The 19405-nt window shown below is 47.9% G+C and carries 18 protein-coding genes; 17 read left to right on the top strand and 1 reads right to left on the bottom strand.

From position 1 onward, the window contains the following. Positions 1-32: 32 nt before the first annotated feature. Both ACEN8J_RS16230 and ACEN8J_RS16225 read left to right on the top strand, forming a co-directional pair. The gene (locus ACEN8J_RS16230; protein WP_340954626.1) at positions 33-2330 is read left to right on the top strand and encodes a PD-(D/E)XK nuclease family protein; all 2298 of its coding nucleotides are present in this window, start codon (positions 33-35) and stop codon (positions 2328-2330) included. Positions 2331-2639: 309 nt separating this feature from the next. Further along, positions 2640-2822, top strand: a complete 183-nt coding sequence (locus tag ACEN8J_RS16225; protein ID WP_069012564.1) for a hypothetical protein — start codon at positions 2640-2642, stop codon at positions 2820-2822. 53 nt (positions 2823-2875) lie between these two features. Here ACEN8J_RS16225 and ACEN8J_RS16220 read toward each other — a convergent pair whose 3' ends face one another. Continuing rightward, positions 2876-3244, bottom strand: coding sequence for a helix-turn-helix domain-containing protein (locus tag ACEN8J_RS16220; protein ID WP_025720479.1), 369 nt, complete (start codon positions 3242-3244; stop codon positions 2876-2878). Between the two features lie 326 nt (positions 3245-3570). On the opposite strand from ACEN8J_RS16220, the gene ACEN8J_RS16215 reads away from it, so the two are divergent. The 15 genes from ACEN8J_RS16215 (at position 3571) to ACEN8J_RS16145 (ending at position 19250) form a co-directional block, all read left to right on the top strand. Next, positions 3571-4320 (top strand): YveK family protein, encoded by a 750-nt coding sequence (locus ACEN8J_RS16215; RefSeq protein ID WP_029516205.1) that lies wholly within the window; start codon positions 3571-3573, stop codon positions 4318-4320. Then, positions 4301-4987, top strand: a complete 687-nt coding sequence (locus ACEN8J_RS16210) for a CpsD/CapB family tyrosine-protein kinase (RefSeq protein ID WP_029516206.1) — start codon at positions 4301-4303, stop codon at positions 4985-4987. The genes ACEN8J_RS16215 and ACEN8J_RS16210 overlap by 20 nt, the downstream gene beginning before the upstream one ends. Before the next feature lie 85 nt (positions 4988-5072). Further along, positions 5073-5771 (top strand): sugar transferase, encoded by a 699-nt coding sequence (locus ACEN8J_RS16205; RefSeq protein WP_029516207.1) that lies wholly within the window; start codon positions 5073-5075, stop codon positions 5769-5771. Between the two features lie 36 nt (positions 5772-5807). Beyond that, positions 5808-6746, top strand: coding sequence for a GDP-L-fucose synthase (fcl, locus tag ACEN8J_RS16200; protein WP_069012566.1), 939 nt, complete (start codon positions 5808-5810; stop codon positions 6744-6746). A gap of 21 nt (positions 6747-6767) precedes the next feature. Further along, positions 6768-7757, top strand: coding sequence for a GDP-mannose 4,6-dehydratase (gene gmd, locus ACEN8J_RS16195; protein ID WP_029516209.1), 990 nt, complete (start codon positions 6768-6770; stop codon positions 7755-7757). A gap of 79 nt (positions 7758-7836) precedes the next feature. Continuing rightward, positions 7837-9180 (top strand): flippase, encoded by a 1344-nt coding sequence (locus ACEN8J_RS16190; RefSeq protein ID WP_039269547.1) that lies wholly within the window; start codon positions 7837-7839, stop codon positions 9178-9180. Beyond that, on the top strand, positions 9167-10429 hold the full coding sequence (locus tag ACEN8J_RS16185) for a hypothetical protein (RefSeq protein WP_495593719.1): 1263 nt from the start codon (positions 9167-9169) through the stop codon (positions 10427-10429). Before ACEN8J_RS16190 ends, ACEN8J_RS16185 begins: the two co-directional genes overlap by 14 nt. 752 nt (positions 10430-11181) lie before the next feature. Beyond that, on the top strand, positions 11182-12414 hold the full coding sequence (locus ACEN8J_RS16180) for a glycosyltransferase family 4 protein (RefSeq protein ID WP_495593718.1): 1233 nt from the start codon (positions 11182-11184) through the stop codon (positions 12412-12414). Further along, on the top strand, positions 12411-13652 hold the full coding sequence (locus ACEN8J_RS16175; RefSeq protein WP_209949658.1) for a glycosyltransferase family 4 protein: 1242 nt from the start codon (positions 12411-12413) through the stop codon (positions 13650-13652). Before ACEN8J_RS16180 ends, ACEN8J_RS16175 begins: the two co-directional genes overlap by 4 nt. Next, a complete protein-coding gene (locus tag ACEN8J_RS16170) occupies positions 13630-14439 on the top strand; it encodes a WecB/TagA/CpsF family glycosyltransferase (protein WP_209949657.1) in 810 nt (269 codons plus the stop codon). Before ACEN8J_RS16175 ends, ACEN8J_RS16170 begins: the two co-directional genes overlap by 23 nt. A gap of 51 nt (positions 14440-14490) precedes the next feature. Continuing rightward, a complete protein-coding gene (locus ACEN8J_RS16165) occupies positions 14491-15831 on the top strand; it encodes a UDP-glucose dehydrogenase family protein (RefSeq protein WP_165144669.1) in 1341 nt (446 codons plus the stop codon). A 14-nt stretch (positions 15832-15845) separates the two neighbouring features. Then, positions 15846-16823 carry an LCP family glycopolymer transferase gene (locus ACEN8J_RS16160; RefSeq protein WP_495593716.1) on the top strand — a complete coding sequence of 326 codons (978 nt, stop codon included), beginning with the start codon at positions 15846-15848 and terminating at the stop codon, positions 16821-16823. A gap of 130 nt (positions 16824-16953) precedes the next feature. After that, on the top strand, positions 16954-17445 hold the full coding sequence (locus ACEN8J_RS16155) for a hypothetical protein (RefSeq protein ID WP_495593715.1): 492 nt from the start codon (positions 16954-16956) through the stop codon (positions 17443-17445). A 109-nt stretch (positions 17446-17554) separates the two neighbouring features. Next, a complete protein-coding gene (locus tag ACEN8J_RS16150) occupies positions 17555-18475 on the top strand; it encodes an ABC transporter ATP-binding protein (RefSeq protein ID WP_250259088.1) in 921 nt (306 codons plus the stop codon). After that, a complete protein-coding gene (locus ACEN8J_RS16145) occupies positions 18468-19250 on the top strand; it encodes an ABC transporter permease (RefSeq protein WP_495593714.1) in 783 nt (260 codons plus the stop codon). The genes ACEN8J_RS16150 and ACEN8J_RS16145 overlap by 8 nt, the downstream gene beginning before the upstream one ends. Positions 19251-19405 lie beyond the last annotated feature (155 nt).

Genomic DNA, 19405 nt, shown 5'->3' with positions numbered 1-19405 from the left:
GTCCAAAAATTTGAGGAGAGAGGGTCGATCATATGATAAAAAAATGGTTATCCCATAGGTATACAGGAGTTTTATCTGGACTACTAGCGATCGTAGCTATAGCGATGATCGCTTGGTTTATATACACGCCTTCAAGAAGCGCAGAATTGCAGACGGATAAAGTAGCAGCTGCCAGTCCAGTATGGAAGCTGGGGCAGAGGGATGACTCTTCAGCGGAATTCAAAGGTGTGGTCGGCAGGGATAATATCGACATTTCTACAGCAGCTGCCTCTACCGAATCATCTGCTAAAGGAGCAATGTCAGCGTTGTCGGTAGCAGAAGAGAGTACAACAGTTCCGGTATTGCTCAGCAGTGGAGATATTCCTCCCGGTTTGAATGCGTCCACGAACCCTGAACTGACACTCCAGTATAAGCTGAATCAGATTCCTCCCAATGGTATGATATTCCGTGTTCGGATTTTAGATGCGGGCAAAGCAGTCCCACAAATGGCTGTATTTTCAAATCAACAGCTGTCCGGTATTATTCAGATTGCCGGAGTATCCGGTACTGGGAGTGCTTATAATTTCAAAAACAACTACGAGCTGTATATACCCAAAGAGCAATTGCAAAGCGGTGTTAACGTACTCAAGCTAAAGACAGCGCGCTGCCTATACTGCTCCTCTGCAGAAGATAAAAATGTGTGGTGGACTTGGGATGACTTGAGCTTGGAGACGTTAGCTTCACCTGCGACCGAACCGGTACACGGTAAATATATACTGACCGGAACAAATGTGAACAATAAAGAATTTTATTATGATCAGGGTGCAGTTAAGCATTTACCATACGTTCTCAAATGGCTGGGAATTGCTTATAGTGGCAATGTCATGAGGGTCACCTGTGCCAGCAATGTGGGCAAGGCATGTACAGACGTGGATGATTACTATCAAACGTTAAAGCAGTATAATATGCAATCGTCTGCTTTGTATTTATATACAGGTGATATCAAGCTGCAAAAAGATGGTTCTCTGCCAGAGACGGCCAAGCAAAAGTTGCGCGATTATGTAAAAAAATACGGTTCTTATCTTCAATATTATGAAGTAGATAACGAACCTGGATTATTTAATCGCTCCAAGGCGGTAAATCTGGCTGTAGCTAAGTGGTTGAATACGGAAGGGAAGCAATTGGCACCGCATCTCAAAACGGTAGCGCCGGGTTGGGCCTACTGGCCGACGTACTCTACCAAGGCGTGCAAAAATCAAACCGGAGGTACGAAAAAATGCGGTGATCCGGATGGATGGGAGCGAGACCCGGCGCAGCGTAAACAGCTGGAGGAAGTCACCGACCTGACCAACGGACACGCCTACGGTGAATCGTATAATGAAGAGGGCGGGGGCAGCTTCATTCAAAATTTGAAAACCTTCGGCGGTTCGAGCGACGGACTGGCGAAGAAGATGCTGAACACGGAGTTCGGTACCAATGATACGCATCGAGATAATCCAGATTACGGGGCTAGTCAGCCACAAGCAGCCGCATTCGACCGGATTATGCGTTCACAAATTGGGTTTGCCGATATGTTTATCCAGCACGCTGCTTTTTATAAAGATTATACGCTGTTTAAAACAGGCTTCGATCTGCAAAGTCATAACCCGGCCAACACAGAAATTTATCCGTTCGGGCAGGGACAGGACACTCGTGTTAAGATCATGAGACGCTTGAGTCTAGCCTATGCCACGCATGGGAAACCTCTGACTTATACAGTGCTGAATCCAGAGGATACCAAGGATAAAATGGTGTATGTGCGTGCGGTGGATACGTCCAAGCTTAAACCGCTGGCAGGTAGCGGCGCTACTTCAAACAAATTGCTGGTAAATCTAGTGAATTTCGAATCCACCACGCAGACCGTTCGTGTACGGGTGACAATGCCGAATGCCGGTTTGTACACGGGTGAACGTTTTGGAGCGGGTTCCACTTACAGTCAGGCACAGCGTTCCATATCAGGGCTCAAGGCTTCTCCTGCCCTTGATTTTGAAGAAAAGCTGGGCCCTGGCGAAGCGGTACAATATATTTTGGAATTAAAAAGTACAGATCAGACCGCAGCTTCAGCTCCAACAGGGGTGAAGGCTGCCTCTGTTCAGGATGGGGCGGTAGAGATTAATTGGCTTCAGGCAGAAGGCGTATCTTCCTATGATGTGCTGCGTGCTGACGGAACCGACGGGGCCTATCAGGTGATTGCCTCGCAAGTAGCGGGAAGCACGTATACAGACCGCACGGTAAAAGCCGGAAGCCACTATGTCTACAAAGTCCGAGCGACCGGAGGTACTCAGGTTTCCCAAGCAGCCGAGGTCGCTTAATCAGATCGGAATGCATATAGGACCTTAGAGTTCGAATACCTAACATCATTTCGAAATAAAACAAAAAAGAACCTATCAGGAGAAAATAGGACCTGACAGGTTCTTTTTTGTTGGAAAATCGTTCTGATTTGCCAATACTTTACGTATAATGAAGAAAAAAATAAGAAAATCCTTTTTTATTCTCGTCATAAGACGACAACATTGCAGGTGTGTATTCATATATAATAGTTTTGTTCACGACTATACATACAAGGTTTGTGGGAAATTTCTTTCCGGTGACCAAGAATAATAAAGTGAGGTTAGTGCTGAATGAACAAGGAGACAGAATTAGGGGGGAACAACCCTCTTTTTCAAAACAACGTACAGAAAGCAGGCAAAGCTGCCATCCACTTGGACATCCGGGACATTTTGCTCCAATGTGGGTTCACGATGCCAGAATGGCTAGAAAGCGACGCGGATGGAACCACATACCGGAAGGACAAGCGCGTGTAAATTCCAACGGCTGGTCTTACTTGAGCGAGACGTGAAGCAGTCGGCCGCTTTCTTTATTCCATCATTCGTTCCATTCGGACAAATGCAATAAAACGTTTGGCTTCTTCCTCAGACAAGGTGCGTCCATCAATGGTCAGGTTGAAACGTTGCAGAATATCCTCATCGGACAGTTCAAGCTGGTCCACAAATTCCCTCACATCTGAGTCCAATATTGCCGCCGGATGGCTCGTACGTCCCACCAAGTAGTCAATCGTTACCCCGAAAATATCAGCGAGCTTGGTCAGGATCTCGAAATCTGGCTTGCGCCTATTTTTTTCATAGTGAGAAAGAGCTGCCCGCGTAATTCCGAGGGATTGTGCTAGTTCCTCTTGTTTTAATCCCTTATGTTCTCGTAATTCAGCGATGCGGGTGCCATAATTCATCCGTTTTTCCTCCTGAAGGCAAGGTTAAGAAAGGTAAAAAAGCAAGTTTACGCTTGACAAGATACGTTTTGTATCATAAATTAGTTATGTAAGTTACATAACGTATCTTTATTTAATAGTTTTCACTGATGTCTTCGTTTATATACCCTAAGAGGCCACCGATGATGAGCATTTTGTGCTTATTCGCTGGCTAGACCTTCTATGCGCTATTATACAACATTTTACTATAGATTAGAGGGTCATGCACCGTTCTTTTCCCCGTTATGCAGAGGATCAGTACAAGCGTTATTGCATCGAAAACAAGTCAATCAGGGAGGACTGGTCTTGTGCAGTTGAAAGAGTACATCCGTTTGATCCGTAAAAGAATGTGGTTGATTGGTAGCATCGTACTGCTAGTATGTACTGTAGTGGGCATAAAAAATATGTATTTTACCCCGCAGATTTATGAAGCTACCGCAAAGCTCATTATCAACCAGACGCCACGACCGGATCGTGCAGGTGTCGTCGATTACAGTGTAGTTCAAACGAATATAGCCTTAACGAACTCCTATAAGCAAATTATGATCTCCTCGGCGATTATGGATCAGGTGGTCGCCAGCTTCCCCGACCTTAAGGTCACTCCGTCAGCATTGGCGCAAAAATTAAGAGTGAACACCGCAGGTGATTCACAGGTCATGGATGTAACAATCCGCGATTTATCGTATACGAAGGCTGTGAAAACCGTCAATGCGGTAGCCAAAGTATTCAAACGGCAAATCCCCTCTATCATGAAAATGGACAATGTCACCATCCTAAGCGAAGCCAGTCTGAATGATCCAGCAGTTCCCGTGAACAGTAATGCCACTATACAGATATTTATTGCTTTTGCCACCTCTTTATTGTTGGGAATAGGCTTGGCGTTTCTGCTGGAGGTACTGGATGATACATTTAAGAATGAAGAGGATATTGAAATAGAACTCGGTCTGCCTACCCTAGCCCTGATTACGAAAATGAAAAAAGAAGATAAACGCTCTGACAGCTCCACTACAACTCCTAAACAGGTAGGTGAAGGGCAATATGCCGCGATTAATCAATAATCAGCTCGTTACATCCCTACATGCTCAGTCTTCCGTTTCGGAGGAGTACCGCATGCTTCGCACTAACATCCAGTTTTCTTCTATAGACGAGCCGATTGAGGTTATGATGGTGGCGTCCGCTCAGGCGGGTGAAGGCAGAACGGTCACAATTAGCAATTTGGCTGTAACCTATGCGCAAGAGGGGAAAAAGGTGCTGATTATGGATATGGATCTGCGCCGTTCCTCCTTGCACCATATGTTTGGTTTGCGTAATCATACAGGGCTGACACGGGTGCTTGCCAATCAACAGGCATGGCAGGATGTGGTTCAAGAAACCGGGATTGACCATCTGCATGCAATTACAGCCGGACCGAACCCGCCCAATCCGTCCGAGATGCTCAGTTCCCGCAGAATGAATGCTCTGCTGGTTGAGCTGAAAGAACATTATGACGTGATCCTAATGGATACACCGCCGTTGCTGTCCTTTCCGGATGGCTTCATTATAAGCGCCATGTGTGACGGAGTCATTCTGGTGGTGCAGGCAGGGAAGGTCAAAAAGGATGTCGTCAAGAAAGCAAAAGCGAATTTGGAAAGAGTAAAGGCGCGCATTCTGGGCGTAGTACTTAATAATGTGAAGCGTTCGAATACCCGTGTCGAGCGGGGGATGGAGGAACGCAATCTGACATGAATAAAAAGGAGGAAAATGAGAGTATATAAAATTCTTTTAACAGTGTATAAATAATACTTATTAATAAGGAGCGAGGTGATGAGACGTGTCTTCTTCCCGCTCGAATGAGGTCGAAGTGCGGGGTGCGTCAGTGGATGTTTATTCGGTCGCTCATGGGCTTGAACGGCGGCAAGGATGGAACGTATACCCGTTCGTGAAGCGAAGCATGGACATTATATTGTCTTTCATTGGAATCATCGTGCTATGCCCGGTATTTCTGCTTGTCATTTTGCTGATTAAGCTGGAGGACCCCAAAGGAAGTGCAATATTTTATCAAGTACGTATTGGAAAAAATGAGCGGCCGTTTCGCATGATCAAATTTCGTTCCATGGTGTCTGATGCCGAAGCCAGATTATCTGCACTGCTGGTGGAAAATGAAATTGAGGGTGCGATGTTCAAAATGCGGGACGATCCCCGAATTACCCGTGTGGGTCGCTTTCTTCGCAGAACGAGCATCGACGAGTTGCCACAACTGTTCAATGTACTGCGTGGGCAGATGAGTCTGGTAGGACCCAGACCCCCATTGCCAAGAGAGGTCCATGATTACACAGTGAGGGATAAGCTGCGTCTGACGGTTACACCGGGCTGCACTGGTTTATGGCAGATCAGCGGCCGTAATCATCTAAGCTTTAACCAGATGGTAGAACTGGATTTGGAGTACATATCCAGACGCAGTTTCCGCACAGATATGATTATTATGCTGAAAACATTTCGTGTGCTGCTAGGCTCCAAGGATGCGTATTAAAGTCTTTCATTTTCACGAAGAAGGTAGGGGATAAGTATGGATCTTCATTCCAACATATATGTAGCAGGGCATCACGGACTGGTGGGTTCCGCTATTGTCCGAGCGCTTCAGGAAGCGGGTTACCGTCATATTATTACTCGCACAAGCCGTGAGCTGGATCTACGTAATAAAGAGGCAGTAGATCATTTTTTTGAAACAGAGCCTGTGGATTATGTATTTTTGGCAGCGGCCAAGGTTGGTGGGATTTTGGCGAATAACGAATATCCGGCTGATTTTATCCGTGACAATCTGCTTATACAAACAAATGTGATTGATGCGGCATACCGGGCAAATGTAAGTAAGCTATTATTCCTAGGTTCTACCTGTATCTATCCTAAATTTGCTCCGCAGCCGTTACGGGAAGAATATCTGCTCACGGGTGAACTGGAGCCTACTAATGAGGCCTATGCGATTGCTAAAATTGCCGGGATTAAAATGTGTCAGTCTTACAACCGTCAGTATGGAACCCGGTTTATTTCTGTGATGCCGACGAATTTATACGGTCCGGGCGACAATTTTGATCTCCAGACTTCTCATGTGTTGCCTGCGCTCATCCGCAAGTTTCATGAAGCCAAGCTGAATCAATCTCCGACTGTAGAAGTATGGGGTTCTGGTACGCCGCGGCGAGAATTTCTTCATTCTGATGATTTGGCTGAGGCCTGTCTATTCCTAATGAACAATTATGAGGGAAATGAAATTGTAAATATCGGCGTAGGTGAGGATATCTCCATTCGTGAGCTGGCTGAGCGAGTGAAGAATGTAGTCGGCTATGAGGGAGAAATTACCTTTAACACCTCCGCTCCTGATGGAACGCCGCGTAAGTTGGTAGATGTATCCCGAATTTCCGGGCTGGGCTGGTCGGCGCGTATTTCACTAGAAGAGGGATTAAAGTCTGTGTATCAGGCATTTCAAGGTCTGGATCTGGTTGAACAATAAAAAAACGGTGGGGGAATTGGAATGAAAAAAGCGCTGATCACAGGAATTACCGGGCAAGACGGGTCCTATCTGGCTGAATTGCTGCTATCCAAAGATTATGAGGTGTACGGGATGCGCAGACGAACCAGCACACCGAACTTTGAAAATGTAGCGCATATCCAGAATGACATCCACTGGCTTTCCGGTGATATGACCGATCTGGCTTCATTGATTGAAGCCGTCCGGCAGTCCGACCCGGATGAGGTCTACAACTTGGCTGCTCAATCCTTCGTAGCGGCCTCATGGCCGCAGCCGTTGGCTACAGGGCAGATTACAGCATTATCTGTCACCAATATGCTGGAGGCGGTTCGAATTGCCAAACCGGAAGCGCGCTTTTACCAGGCGTCAAGCAGCGAGATGTTTGGTAAGGTGCTGGAGACACCGCAGACAGAAACGACCCCGTTCTACCCACGTAGTCCCTACGGTGTTGCCAAAGTGTACGGCCATTGGATTACAGTGAACTATCGTGAAAGCTTTGATATGTTTGCTTGCTCTGGCATTCTGTTCAATCACGAATCCCCACGTCGAGGATTGGAATTTGTAACGCGTAAAGTGTCGGATGCGGTAGCTCGTATCAAGCTGGGGTTGCAGCAAGAGCTGCGCATGGGAAATTTGGATTCACTGCGAGACTGGGGTTTTGCAGGGGATTATGTAAAGGCGATGTGGCTGATGCTTCAGCAGGATCAACCGGATGATTACGTCATTTCCACGGGAGAAATGCATTCTGTGCGTGAACTGCTGCAAATTGCCTTTTCCCATGTAGGTTTAAATTATGAGGATTACGTCGTGATCGATCCTCAATTTGTCCGTCCGGCAGAGGTAGATCTATTACTCGGCGATTGTGCCAAGGCGAAAGAAAAGCTGGGCTGGCGATTGGAAGTAGGCTTCGAGCAGCTCATTCGTATGATGGTGGATACAGACTTGGAGCGGGTAAAAAGGCAGGCTGCAGTTGAAGCTTCTGTCGTCGTGTAAGAGATGGAGAGGCCATCCGCCTGGGCGGGGGGTCTCTTCGCTGTACGCAAGGTCATTTTTTCAAGATGGAGTAAAACCTATGACATTAGTCGAAAAACGCGCCAAACCGCGCAGAAGTTTGCTGGTGAATACATCCTGGCTGTTCGGTGACAAAATGATTCGCATGGTGTTCGGCCTGGCAGTCAGCATCATCATGGCGAGAGTGTTGGGACCAGAGGAACTGGGAAAGTGGAATTATGCGGAATCCTTTTTCGGGATGTTTCTGATTTTTACGACCCTTGGCTTTGATTCTATATTAGTACGCGATCTTGTCAAAGACCCCAAGGATGAGCATGAGCTATTGGGTACGGCGGTTCTGTTGAAATTGTTAGGTACTCTGATAGCCATTGTACTGTCCTATTCCTTCATTTCACTACTCAGACCGGAAGACAGTTCGGTGCGGTTGATCAATCTGATCTTGGCTACGGCCTCGGTATTTCAATTGTTTGATATCATCGACTACTGGTTTCGTGCGCAGATGCTGTCCAAATACACGGTCGTTGCCAAGAATACCGCTTTTGTTCTCGGCTCCACTGTCAAAATCATTTTGTTGTTATCGGGTGTTCCGATATGGATGGTGGCGTTGTGTGCTCATGGAGAGTTTCTGTTGGGAAGCCTACTGCTGCTGTATTTCTTCCGTAAGGAAGGACGACGCGTGAACCAATGGACGTTCCGTTTAGCCACAGCTCGGCGAATCATGAATCACAGCTGGCCGCTCATATTGTCATCCTCCGCTGTATATGTACAGGCACGGATTGATCAAGTCATTATCGGTGAACTGCTGGGAAACGCTGCGGTTGGGCAATACTCCGTTGCACTCCGACTCATCGAAGTGTTGGGCTTCATTCCGGTCGTTCTGACAACGGCTTATGCTCCGGTGGTGACACGTTCCAAGCAGAAAGGAAGCGACGAATACAGACAGACATTGTCCAAGGTGTATCGGCTGATGTTTATATGCTTTCTTGTGACCTCGGTACCTTTATTTTTTCTATCCCAATGGGTAGTGGTTGTGCTGTATGGGAGAGAATTTACCGAAGCAGGTTCGCTGTTGTCTCTATTCGCGATTCGTCTGTTTTTCACCAACTTCAGTGTTGCTAAAAGCTTGTTTATTACCAATGAAAATTTGTTCAGATACACGCTGCTGACCTCGGTGGTGGGGGCGGTCACGAATATCGCTTTCAATTACGCGCTAATCCCGTTGCTTGGTGTCCGAGGGTCGTTAGTGGCGACGATTTTGTCCTTTACGATATCTGTATTTCTATTAGATTTGTTGTTTAAGGAAGTTAAATCTAATTTGGGTTGGATGATGAAGTCCATCCTGACCTTCTGGCGTGTTCATATTACAGTACCGAAAGTTGGAGAGAACAATCATGATACCCATTAAACCGTTTGTTCGGCATGAGGAACAGTGCCCGCATTGTGGAGGTAAGGTACGTGGTGGAGAGGTGCTGTGGCAGGGAATCCATGTATGTGTCAGCACTATGTGTGAGGGGTGCGGACGCGAATATCTTGAGGACATGAGGGTCGGCCATGCTACGTATTCACCTTATCGTGTAGAAATGCCTGACTATATTCTGACCGGTGATGCGAAGTCGAGAAAATGGCTCGGAGAACCTTTGCGACAATCGTTGATGAATCCTTCCTATGACTTAGCAGTCGGCATGACCGTGCATAAAATGAAAGCTTCTACACGTGTAATCATCGTCAACACAATGGATTATTTGTATGGTCATGCTTTGCTCAAGCTGCTCAATGTGCAACGCGAATACGAGCAATCGTCGGACCTGGGCATCATCGTCATTGTGCAAAAGTCGCTGGAGTGGATGGTACCAGCATATGTGTCTGAAATTTGGACGGTTGATGTGCCGTTCAGCAGGGCACGAAACTTTTATCCTGTACTACATCATCGGATGATTGAGGAACTGATGCGTTTTGATGAGGTGTATGTCAGCCCGGCGTATTCACATCCCAATCAGTTTGATATTGAGCAGTTTACAGGTGTCTCCCGTTATAACGAGGATCGTGAACCGGAGCCGCGCATTACCTTCGTATGGAGGGAAGACCGCTTGTGGAGCGGCAGCCATCATATCGCAAGAGCGGTACAGAAATTTCCGCAGCTCAAACGTGGGCTAAAACCGCTAATTTATCATCAGCGCAGTAAAATCATACGGTTGTTCCGCAGGCTGAGAGAAAGCTTCCCGGATCATCGCTTTACAGTCGCTGGACTTGGGCGTACCGGGAGCTTCCCGGCATGGATTTCTGATGAGCGTGTCACACGCTTCGACCGGGAAAGTGAGCTGCGGGTCTGCAAGGTATATGCAGCCAGCCGATTAGTGATCGGCATCCACGGCTCTAATATGCTGCTGCCCTCTGCGCATGCCGGTATGACCATTGATTTGATGCCCAAGGACCGATGGGGGAATTACGCTCAGGATATTTTATTTCACGAAACCGATCATCGGCTTACAGCTTACAAATACCGCTTTGTGCCGATGGAATCGAGTGTAACTCTAGTGGCAGATATGGCAGCTGCCCAGCTCAAAGGGGCAGATCATTTTAATATGCAGATGACGGAGGAGAGGCAACGGGAACATTCAAGTTGGAGGGGGGAGGCCGCTTCGGGACGGATTTGATCCTGGAGCGACTTTTGTGGATGGAAGTCCGCTGCGGGACGGATTTGATCTTCCGATCGCTGTTGACTAGGGATTCCCTAGATTGAATAGGCCCTGTAAAAGGGCGGAATCCCTCGTCAAAGGCGAACGCTGCCGCTTCTCCAGATTCAAATCCTTACCCTCCGCTACCCACCGCCGCCAAAAAGAATTTCCCCCAGCCTATTGGGTGGGGAAGGTAAAAGCCGCCTGGTGATAGCTTCGCCCTATCGCCTAGAACTTCTATGCCGGGCATGCATCCCGGCGTAATTAATGCTCTGTACAGTTCTCTGTCAGGGTGACAGGGTCCGGTGGATAACAATCTGGACAGGCGACAGTCTAGCCATAGTTAAGGCATCTTGGTCAGCTAGCGGTAGTAGTTCCATGTTGTTTTGTGAGCTTGCCATAACCGTACCAAGCTCACAAGCTGTTCGACGAGGTCAGCGCCCTGCATGCATTTGCTCGCGTATCCACGCAGCGAGGGCACTTCATACCCAGCATTCCCTTTTTTTAAATGGGGTGACTTTATGGACACGGTGGTCAGCAGCGGAGCGGTCCATTTGAATCTGAAGAAGCGCTAGCGTTCGCCTTTGCAGTGGGATTCCTACCTCGGAATGTTTTATATATCCAGGAATCCCACTGCAACAGCGATCGGAAGATCAAATGGAACGCGCAGCGTTCTCTGAACCCTCCGTGCTCCATAACTCACTCAATATGAAATGGCAGGAGCCCTGATGATGATTCGAAAAATATTGTATCTCCGCAATTTTGCCAGCAAGGTGAACGGGGACTCATACAATTTACAGGAAGTCGGTTTGGGCAAAGCACTCGTTCGAAAAGGCTATGATTGCGACATTGTTTACTACAACGATCGTAAGGAAACCCATCTGGAACAGGTCTACCGTCACGAAGGATGCACCTTGCGTATTATCTGGCTCCACGGGTTTAAGTTCCTAAGCAACAGCATCTACAGAGATGTTCTCAAAGATTCTTTTCTGGATGCTTATGGTCTGGTCATTACTACAGAATACAACCAGATCATGACCTATCTGCTTTCCCGCAAATGTCCTGATAAGCTGGCGTTGTATCACGGCCCATACCGAGATAACACGCACGCGCTGATCCGCAAACTGTACGATATTATGCTGCTGCCGAAGGTAACAAAATCTCTACGCCGTACCTATGTCAAATCCGATCTTGCCAAGCGCTATCTGGAGAATAAAGGTTTTGACAACGTGGTTACGATTGGAGTCGGACTGGATCGCAGTAAAGTAGAGAGAGCATTCAACAGTAAAACCAGTAACAACAGTGAAGACATAAGCGGAGAAAGTGAGGAAAACCGTGAGGTCGCGAATGAGCTGCGTCGAATCGGAAATCGTCCGGTGCTGCTGTATGTCGGTGTGCTGGAGGAACGGAGAAATATACGTTTTATGCTGACTACGTTCAAAAGGGTGCTCCAAAAGCATCCTAGCTGCCTTTTGTTAATGGTCGGAGATGGACGGAAGACAGACACAGATCGCTACTGGACATATGCTCATGAATTGGGAATAACGGACAGTATTATACATTTTACAAGAGTGGAACAACGTCATCTGTGGCAGGTTTACGGAGCGGCGGATGTGATGCTGTTTCCGACCCAATACGATATTTTTGGTATGGTACTGCTGGAAAGTATGCTGTTTCGCGTCCCGATTATCTCTTCGGTAAACGGGGGCTCGGTTACCTTGATTGAGGACGGAGTGAGCGGGGTGATGCTGAGAAGCTTTTCAGAAGAGGAATGGTCTGGTCGAATAGGCGCTTTGCTGGATAATGCTGAGCTGAGACGAAGTATGGCGGAGGAGGCTTTTCTTACGGTCGAGCGTATGTCGTGGGATCGCATCGCAGATGAAATCGTAAGCCATCAAGGGGTCAAGCCCAAGAATTCTAACCACGCTATGCAATCAACGCAGGAAAGAGGGGCAGCCACGTGAGCCAACAGGTCAGCAGACAGATGAACCCTCCTGTAAGCAAGGTGCTGATCATCCATAACTTTTATCAGCAAAGCGGGGGAGAAGACAAGGTTGTCGAGCAAGAATCGGCTATGCTGCGTTCAAGAGGAATAGAGACAGAGCATTACTATGTGCACAACGACAGCATTCAAAGCAGAGGGCTAGCGAACATGGCAAAGCTGGCGGTAGAGGCGGTATGGTCCCTGCCGGAATTCAAAAGAATCAAGAAGCTGCTTTTACAGGTGAAGCCGGATGTGGTGCATGTGCATAATTTTTTTCCGGTTATATCCCCTTCGGTCTATCATGCTTGTGAAAAGCTGGGGATTCCGGTTGTCCAGACCCTGCATAATTACAGGCTGATTTGTCCGGCGGCAACCTTTATGCGAGGGAATAAGGTTTGTGAAAAATGTCTGCACGGCACGCTGCTGCATTCCATCCGTCATGGATGCTATCGAGGTTCACAGCTTCAGACGATTCCGGTAGCGGCGATGATTAAGTTGAACGATTTGATCGGCACATGGCAGCACAAGGTAAGTCGCTATATTGCGCTGACGGAATTTGCACGGGACAAATTTGCCGAAAGCGGTATTCCACTGGATCGTATCGCGGTAAAGCCGAATTTTGTCCATCATAAAACAGTGAAAACCCAATATGACCCCAATGATCGTTATTTATTGTTCGTGGGGCGGATTTCAGCTGAAAAAGGGGTTCGCAATCTGCTACAAGCCTGGTCACAGTTGGAAGATCGGGGGGGATTGAGACTGGTCATCATTGGAGATGGTCCGGAAAAGGCTGAATTGGCCGCTGCTTATCCGCAGGAAGATGTTCGGTTTCTCGGTAAGCAGGATGGAGACACGGTACTGGATTGCATGAGCCGGGCCATGTATGTCATGGTGCCTTCCATTTGGTATGAAGGATTTCCCATGACCATTGTAGAGTCTTTTTCTGTTGGAACTCCGGTATTATGCAGCCGGCTCGGCGCACTGGAGGAAGTCGTGGAGGACGGGGTGACGGGTTTCCATTTTCAACATGATGATTTGGAAAATATAAAGACTGTGATTCGCTGTGCAGTAGCCTATGAAAACTATGCAGCTATGAGACAGAAGGTGTCGGAAAACTACGCTGCACGCTATACGGAAGAAGTGAATGTGAAGCAGCTGATGGCGATATATAGCGAGGCGATGGAGGAGCATGATTATGAAACAGCTGCCCCAATATAGAGTCGGAAGGATTGCGGATGCAGATATTGCAGCACTTACGTTTCAGGAAACGGTACACACGCTGGAACAATGGGCAGTCGAACGAAAGGACGGCTATGTATGTATTTGCAACACGCATTCCATTGTCACAGCGGGGAATCATCCCGAGTTCCACGAAGCGCTCACTCAAGCTGATTTGTGTACTCCAGATGGTATGCCGTTGGTATGGGCACTCAAGCTGTACGGATTTGAGCGTCAGGATCGGGTAGATGGTCCCAGCCTGATGCTCAAGTTGTGCGAACGTGCGCCGCAGACGAAGGTGAGTATATATTTTTACGGCAGTACGCCAGATACGCTGGATAGCTTAAAAGAAAGAGTAAGACAGGATTACCCTGGAATCCGCATCGCGGGCAGCTTTTCACCACCATTTCGTGAGCTTCATTCAGATGAGGAGGAGCGGATCATTGATGAAATTAATGCGTCCGGCGCGCATATCATATTCGTCAGCTTAGGCTGCCCGAAGCAGGAAATATGGATGCATCGAAACAAAGACCGCATCCGTGGCGTGATGATTGGAGTAGGGGCGGCCTTTGACTATATCACTGGAAAGGTTCGCAGACCGCCGCTAGCGGTACAAAAGCTGGGGCTGGAGTGGCTGTATCGTCTGATCTGCGAACCGAAGCGATTATGGAAGAGGTATGCCTACAACAATCCGATATATGTATACCGTTTTCTAAAATCTTATCGGCAAAACAAACGGCTTACGCTTTATCAAAATCGGCTTGCAGGAAGAGATATAGAGAAGTGAAGTCGGTAATAGCAGGATGCAATGAGACAGCATGTAAAAGGGGGAGTTGCTTTGAAGCTATGTGTAATAGGTGCGGGGTATGTGGGGCTGGTGTCGGGGGTCTGTTTTGCCGCACTCGGGAATACCGTCGTCTGTGTAGATCAGAATGAGGACAAAATTCTTCAGCTGCGTGCAGGTGGGGTGCCGATTTATGAACCGGGATTAAAGGCTCTAATTAAAGATAATGTAGAACAAGGCCGACTAAGCTTTACAACAGATACGGCAGCTTCGGTAGAGGCGGCTGAAATTGTTATTTTGGCGGTCGGCACGCCTTCACTGCCGGGCGGGGAAGCGAACCTGTCCTATATTGAAGAAGCAGCCTGCGAGGTGGCAGACGCCATGAATGGCTACAAAGTCATTGTCACCAAAAGCACGGTGCCTGTCGGAACGAACGAACGCATTCAAAATTGGATTGCGAGCCGCACAAACTATTCTTTTGGTGTGGCTTCGGTTCCTGAATTTTTGCGCGAAGGTTCAGCAGTCATAGACACCCTACAGCCAGATCGAATCATCATCGGAGCTTCCGATCCGCATGTGTCCGCTGTGCTGACTACACTGCACGAGCCGTTGACGACAAATATCGTAACCACAGATATCCGTTCGGCGGAGATGATCAAGTATGCGTCGAATGCTTTTTTGGCGACCAAAATTTCGTTTATTAATGAGATTGCAAATATTTGCGAAAAGGTGGGCGCAGACGTTACACGTGTGGCACACGGTATGGGGCTGGATCAGCGGATCGGCTCCTCCTTTTTGTCTGCAGGTATCGGCTATGGGGGTTCCTGTTTCCCAAAGGATACACAAGCTCTAATCCAAATTGCAGGCAACGTGGACTATGAATTCAAGCTGCTGAAATCTGTGGTGGAAGTGAATCAGGGTCAACGCTTTAACGTGATTCGTAAGCTGAAAGAGGCGCTGGGTGATCTGGAAGGAGCAACGATTGGTATATGGGGACTGGCCTTTAAACCGAATACAGATGACGTAAGAGATGCCCCGGCGCTGGATATTATGCAGTCGCTGCTGGAGGCAGGGGCGCAAATCCGTGCATATGACCCGATCGCTACCGCTAACTTCCGCAGACTGCTGGACAGCTCGGAAGTAACGTGGGCAGATAGCGCACGGGAAGCAGCAGAGGGATGCGACGCACTGTGTCTATTGACGGAATGGGAGGAGTTTGGTGAAATCGGGCTGGGTGAGCTGAATGAGCTTATGAAGTATCCTATTATGATCGATGGACGCAATGTGTATAGCGAGGAGCAAATCAGACAATCCGTCTTTGCATACTATTCTGTCGGTAGGCCACAGATGAACAATCTGGATGTAGATCGTCATCAGTCTGTAGTAAATCCGTAAAGGGGAGGCTGCATATGAAACGGTGGCTGAAGATAACATTGGGGGCTGCGGCGTTATTGGTCATAGGGGCTACTGCCTACACCGCTTATGTGTATCATTCTTTTAAAACAGCGGCGAATGCGATGTATCATCCGCGCAGCATCGTGCAGCCTGGGGCGGTTTCTACCCTTGCAACGGGCGGAGCAGGGCGATCCGTAGATACAGACTCTGGATCAATTACACCCAATCCGGCAGCCATCTCCCAGTTCAAGCCGTTCACCGTGCTGGTGCTGGGCGTAGATCGGCGGTCTCACGATCCAGGACGATCGGATACGATGATCGTCTTGTCTGTTAACCCTGCCGAAGGCTCTATGTTGATGTTCAACATTCCGCGCGATACGCGAACAGAGTTGATCGGCAGAGGGCGTGAGGACAAAATCAATCACGCTTTTGCTTTTGGGGGGGTGGATATGTCGATTCGTACGGTAGAGCATTTTTTGAACCATCCGATAGATTACTATGTACAGATGAACATGGAAGGGTTTGCGAAAATGGTGGACCTTATGGGGGGAGTCGAGGTTCATAATCCACTAGATTTTCAATATGAGGGCTATCATTTTGCACAGGGTAATTTGAACTTGAACGGGGCTGAGGCGTTGGCCTACGCCCGTATGCGATTCGATGATCCACGTGGGGATCTCGGAAGAAATGCCCGCCAGCGGGAGCTACTCAAGCAAATTCTTGCCCAGTCCATCAGCAAGGAAGGGCTGTTGAGGGTAAAACCGATACTGGAAGCAGCGGGGGAGCAGATTCGCACAGATATTACCTTTGACGATATGACCACTTTCCTGACCCGGATCGGTCCGTCCCTCAAGCAGACGGATACCGTTGAACTGAAGGGACATGGGCGTAAAATCAACGGTGTGTATTATTACATTGTGGATGAGCAGGAACGCCAGCGTATCCATGGAGTGATGGAGAAACATTTGCTTACCACTGCCATATTACCTTAGGCAGACTTACGCAGGCGGGTGCCCTATGGGGAGATCACCCGTTATTTTCTTCTAAAGTCTTCTAAAAAAGGCTTGTCCCACATACATCTGTAGAGAATTCGGTATAGTCCAACAGAGGGAGGGGCAATGTGTGCTGTTTAGAAGGAGAGCGGCTTCGGCGTTCGTCCGTAAGCTATTATATTTTGCCATTATATGTGGATTGTTATGGCTGCTGTGGCTGGGTCTGCGTGGGGTCATGTCTACAGGCGATGGCGATCAAGCGGTAGAAGCACTGAACGAGTTCTACACGATGGAGCAATCGGGAAATTTCGGAGGTTCATGGGAGCTTTTTCATTCGCAAATGAAAAAGAAATTCGAGAAATCTACGTATGTACAGCAGCGTGCGCATGTTTTTATGCAGGATATGGGGACGGATACGTTCACGTTTGAACTGGGGGAGCCGCAGGCTGAATATGACATTCGTACCGATCAAAATGGAGAAGAGTTAGGGGAGGTTTACCGTATTACGGTCACTCAGCATTACAAGACCCGATTCGGTAATTTTGATATCGTACAGCCTTGTTATGTGACGCAGGAAGATGAGAAATGGCGGGTGCTTTGGATATACAAGGACAAGGAATAGAGGTTGCGTGGTGTTTCTAAAAGGTTAAATATGGTATAATACTTCCAAAACCGGAAATGTACAGTAAAATGGATCACAGCTTCACTCCGGATGGAAGGAGTTTCATAGCATGCAGCAAGCGACAGGACAGGTTCCCGTCATACGTATGGAGGGTGTGAGTAAAATCATTTCCTCAAAAGCGATCGTGGATGATCTGACGCTGGAGGTACCGGCGGGGCAGGTATTTGGTTTCCTTGGGCCCAATGGTGCGGGAAAAACGACCACCATCCGTATGATGGTTGGCCTGATTTCGATCAGCAAGGGAGATATTCATATTTGTGGAGACAGCATTAACACCGATTTTGAAAAGGCGGTTTCCCATGTCGGCGCGATTGTTGAGAACCCGGAGATGTACAAGTTTTTGACAGGCTATCAAAATTTGCAGCATTTTGCGCGGATGTCTCCTGGAGTGACCCAAGAGCGCGTGGATGAAGCGATTCGGTTGGTGGGACTCGGAAACCGGATTCACGATAAAGTAAAAACCTACTCGCTCGGGATGCGGCAGCGACTTGGGGTAGCTCAGGCGATTTTGCATCGACCGAAGCTGCTTGTGCTGGACGAGCCGACCAACGGTTTGGACCCGCAGGGTATTCGTGAACTGCGGGATTATTTGCGTCAATTGACCCGTACGGAAGGAATTACTGTATTCGTATCAAGCCATTTGTTGTCCGAGATGGAACTGATGTGCGACCGAGTAGCCATTATTCAGAGCGGACGGCTGGTTGATATCAAGCAACTGAAGAATACAGGGGAGGAAGTGCAGACGGCGGAAATTGCTTTTGAGGTAAATGATGCCGAACAAGCTTATGCGCTTGCTGGAGCAGGACGCGTCGAAGGCAATCAATTGCTGCTTCACTTGGAGCGGGAACAGATCGCAGAGATGAACAGCCTGCTGGCTGCGAACGGAGTTAAAGTATATGCGATTCGCCCGGTTGCCCGTACGCTGGAAGATCAATTTTTGGAAGTGACGGGAGGCGGGTTCATTGGCTGATTTCTTCAAGCTGGTACATAACGAAAATCTGAAAATTTACCTGCGTGTGCGCACATGGATTATGCTGGGGTTGCTGGCGGTTATCACTGCTGTGATTCCGATGCTGATTTCTCTGGTTTCCGATCAGGTCAGTGTGTGGGATGGAATTGCGTTGACGACGTTGTTTACATTTTTCCTCAATACGACGTTTACAGTCATTGTAGCTGCTGATTCGGTGGCTGGTGAATTTACTTGGGGAACGATTAAGCTGCTGCTCATCCGACCTTGGACTCGCAGCAAAATATTGTTGTCCAAGTATATATCCGTGATTTTGTTCAGTTTGCTCGGAACGATCATTTTGATCTTGATGGTTACGCTGTCCTCATGGCTGATGTTATCCAAGGATGCACCAGCGGGTTCTGTTCCGCTGCTCAGTGATCCGAAATCTTACGTAACGCTGAACTTTTTGTATAGCTATATCGCCTTGTTCGTGACTATGGCCTTTGCTTTTATGTTGTCCGCAGTTTTCCGTTCCAGTGCCTTGGCGATTGGGCTGTCGCTGTTCATGATGTTCACCAAAACAGTCTATAACTCTATTGGCTTGTTCAGCACAGATCGTTTTGAATGGACCAAATACGTACTATTTACGCATATGGATCTGAAAAAGTATTTAGATATGCCGCCGGGTACGGTAAGTTCCAGTCTAACCTTTTCGCTCACCGTGCTGGCCGCTTATTATGTGATTTTTATCGCCATCGCCTGGGTGGTTTTCGTAAAACGGGATGTTTCAACCTAAATCGAAGTGCCTCAGAGTAATACAAAGGACGTTCAAATGCCTAGCATTTGGACGTCCTTTTGTTATTTCAGGATTTTGCAAAATCCTCATATAACACTATTTTATCCTGTAACTAGGTCATTTTTGCTACACATTCTGCGTACAGGGGTATATTG

The organism is Paenibacillus sp. Paensp38 (assembly GCF_059491915.1).
Note: the sequence above shows the minus strand (reverse complement) of the source record. Positions and strands in the feature narration are given on the sequence as shown.

Bases quoted from the DNA above. Each gene is read 5' to 3' on its own strand.
- ACEN8J_RS16230 (WP_340954626.1), top strand. From the start codon at position 33: ATGATAAAAAAATGGTTATCCCATAGGTATACAGGAGTTTTATCTGGA.
- ACEN8J_RS16225 (WP_069012564.1), top strand. From the start codon at position 2,640: ATGAACAAGGAGACAGAATTAGGGGGGAACAACCCTCTTTTTCAAAAC.
- ACEN8J_RS16220 (WP_025720479.1), bottom strand. From the start codon at position 3,244: ATGAATTATGGCACCCGCATCGCTGAATTACGAGAACATAAGGGATTA.
- ACEN8J_RS16210 (WP_029516206.1), top strand. From the start codon at position 4,301: ATGCCGCGATTAATCAATAATCAGCTCGTTACATCCCTACATGCTCAG.
- fcl (WP_069012566.1), top strand. From the start codon at position 5,808: ATGGATCTTCATTCCAACATATATGTAGCAGGGCATCACGGACTGGTG.
- gmd (WP_029516209.1), top strand. From the start codon at position 6,768: ATGAAAAAAGCGCTGATCACAGGAATTACCGGGCAAGACGGGTCCTAT.
- ACEN8J_RS16190 (WP_039269547.1), top strand. From the start codon at position 7,837: ATGACATTAGTCGAAAAACGCGCCAAACCGCGCAGAAGTTTGCTGGTG.
- ACEN8J_RS16185 (WP_495593719.1), top strand. From the start codon at position 9,167: ATGATACCCATTAAACCGTTTGTTCGGCATGAGGAACAGTGCCCGCAT.
- ACEN8J_RS16180 (WP_495593718.1), top strand. From the start codon at position 11,182: ATGATTCGAAAAATATTGTATCTCCGCAATTTTGCCAGCAAGGTGAAC.
- ACEN8J_RS16170 (WP_209949657.1), top strand. From the start codon at position 13,630: ATGAAACAGCTGCCCCAATATAGAGTCGGAAGGATTGCGGATGCAGAT.
- ACEN8J_RS16160 (WP_495593716.1), top strand. From the start codon at position 15,846: ATGAAACGGTGGCTGAAGATAACATTGGGGGCTGCGGCGTTATTGGTC.
- ACEN8J_RS16150 (WP_250259088.1), top strand. From the start codon at position 17,555: ATGCAGCAAGCGACAGGACAGGTTCCCGTCATACGTATGGAGGGTGTG.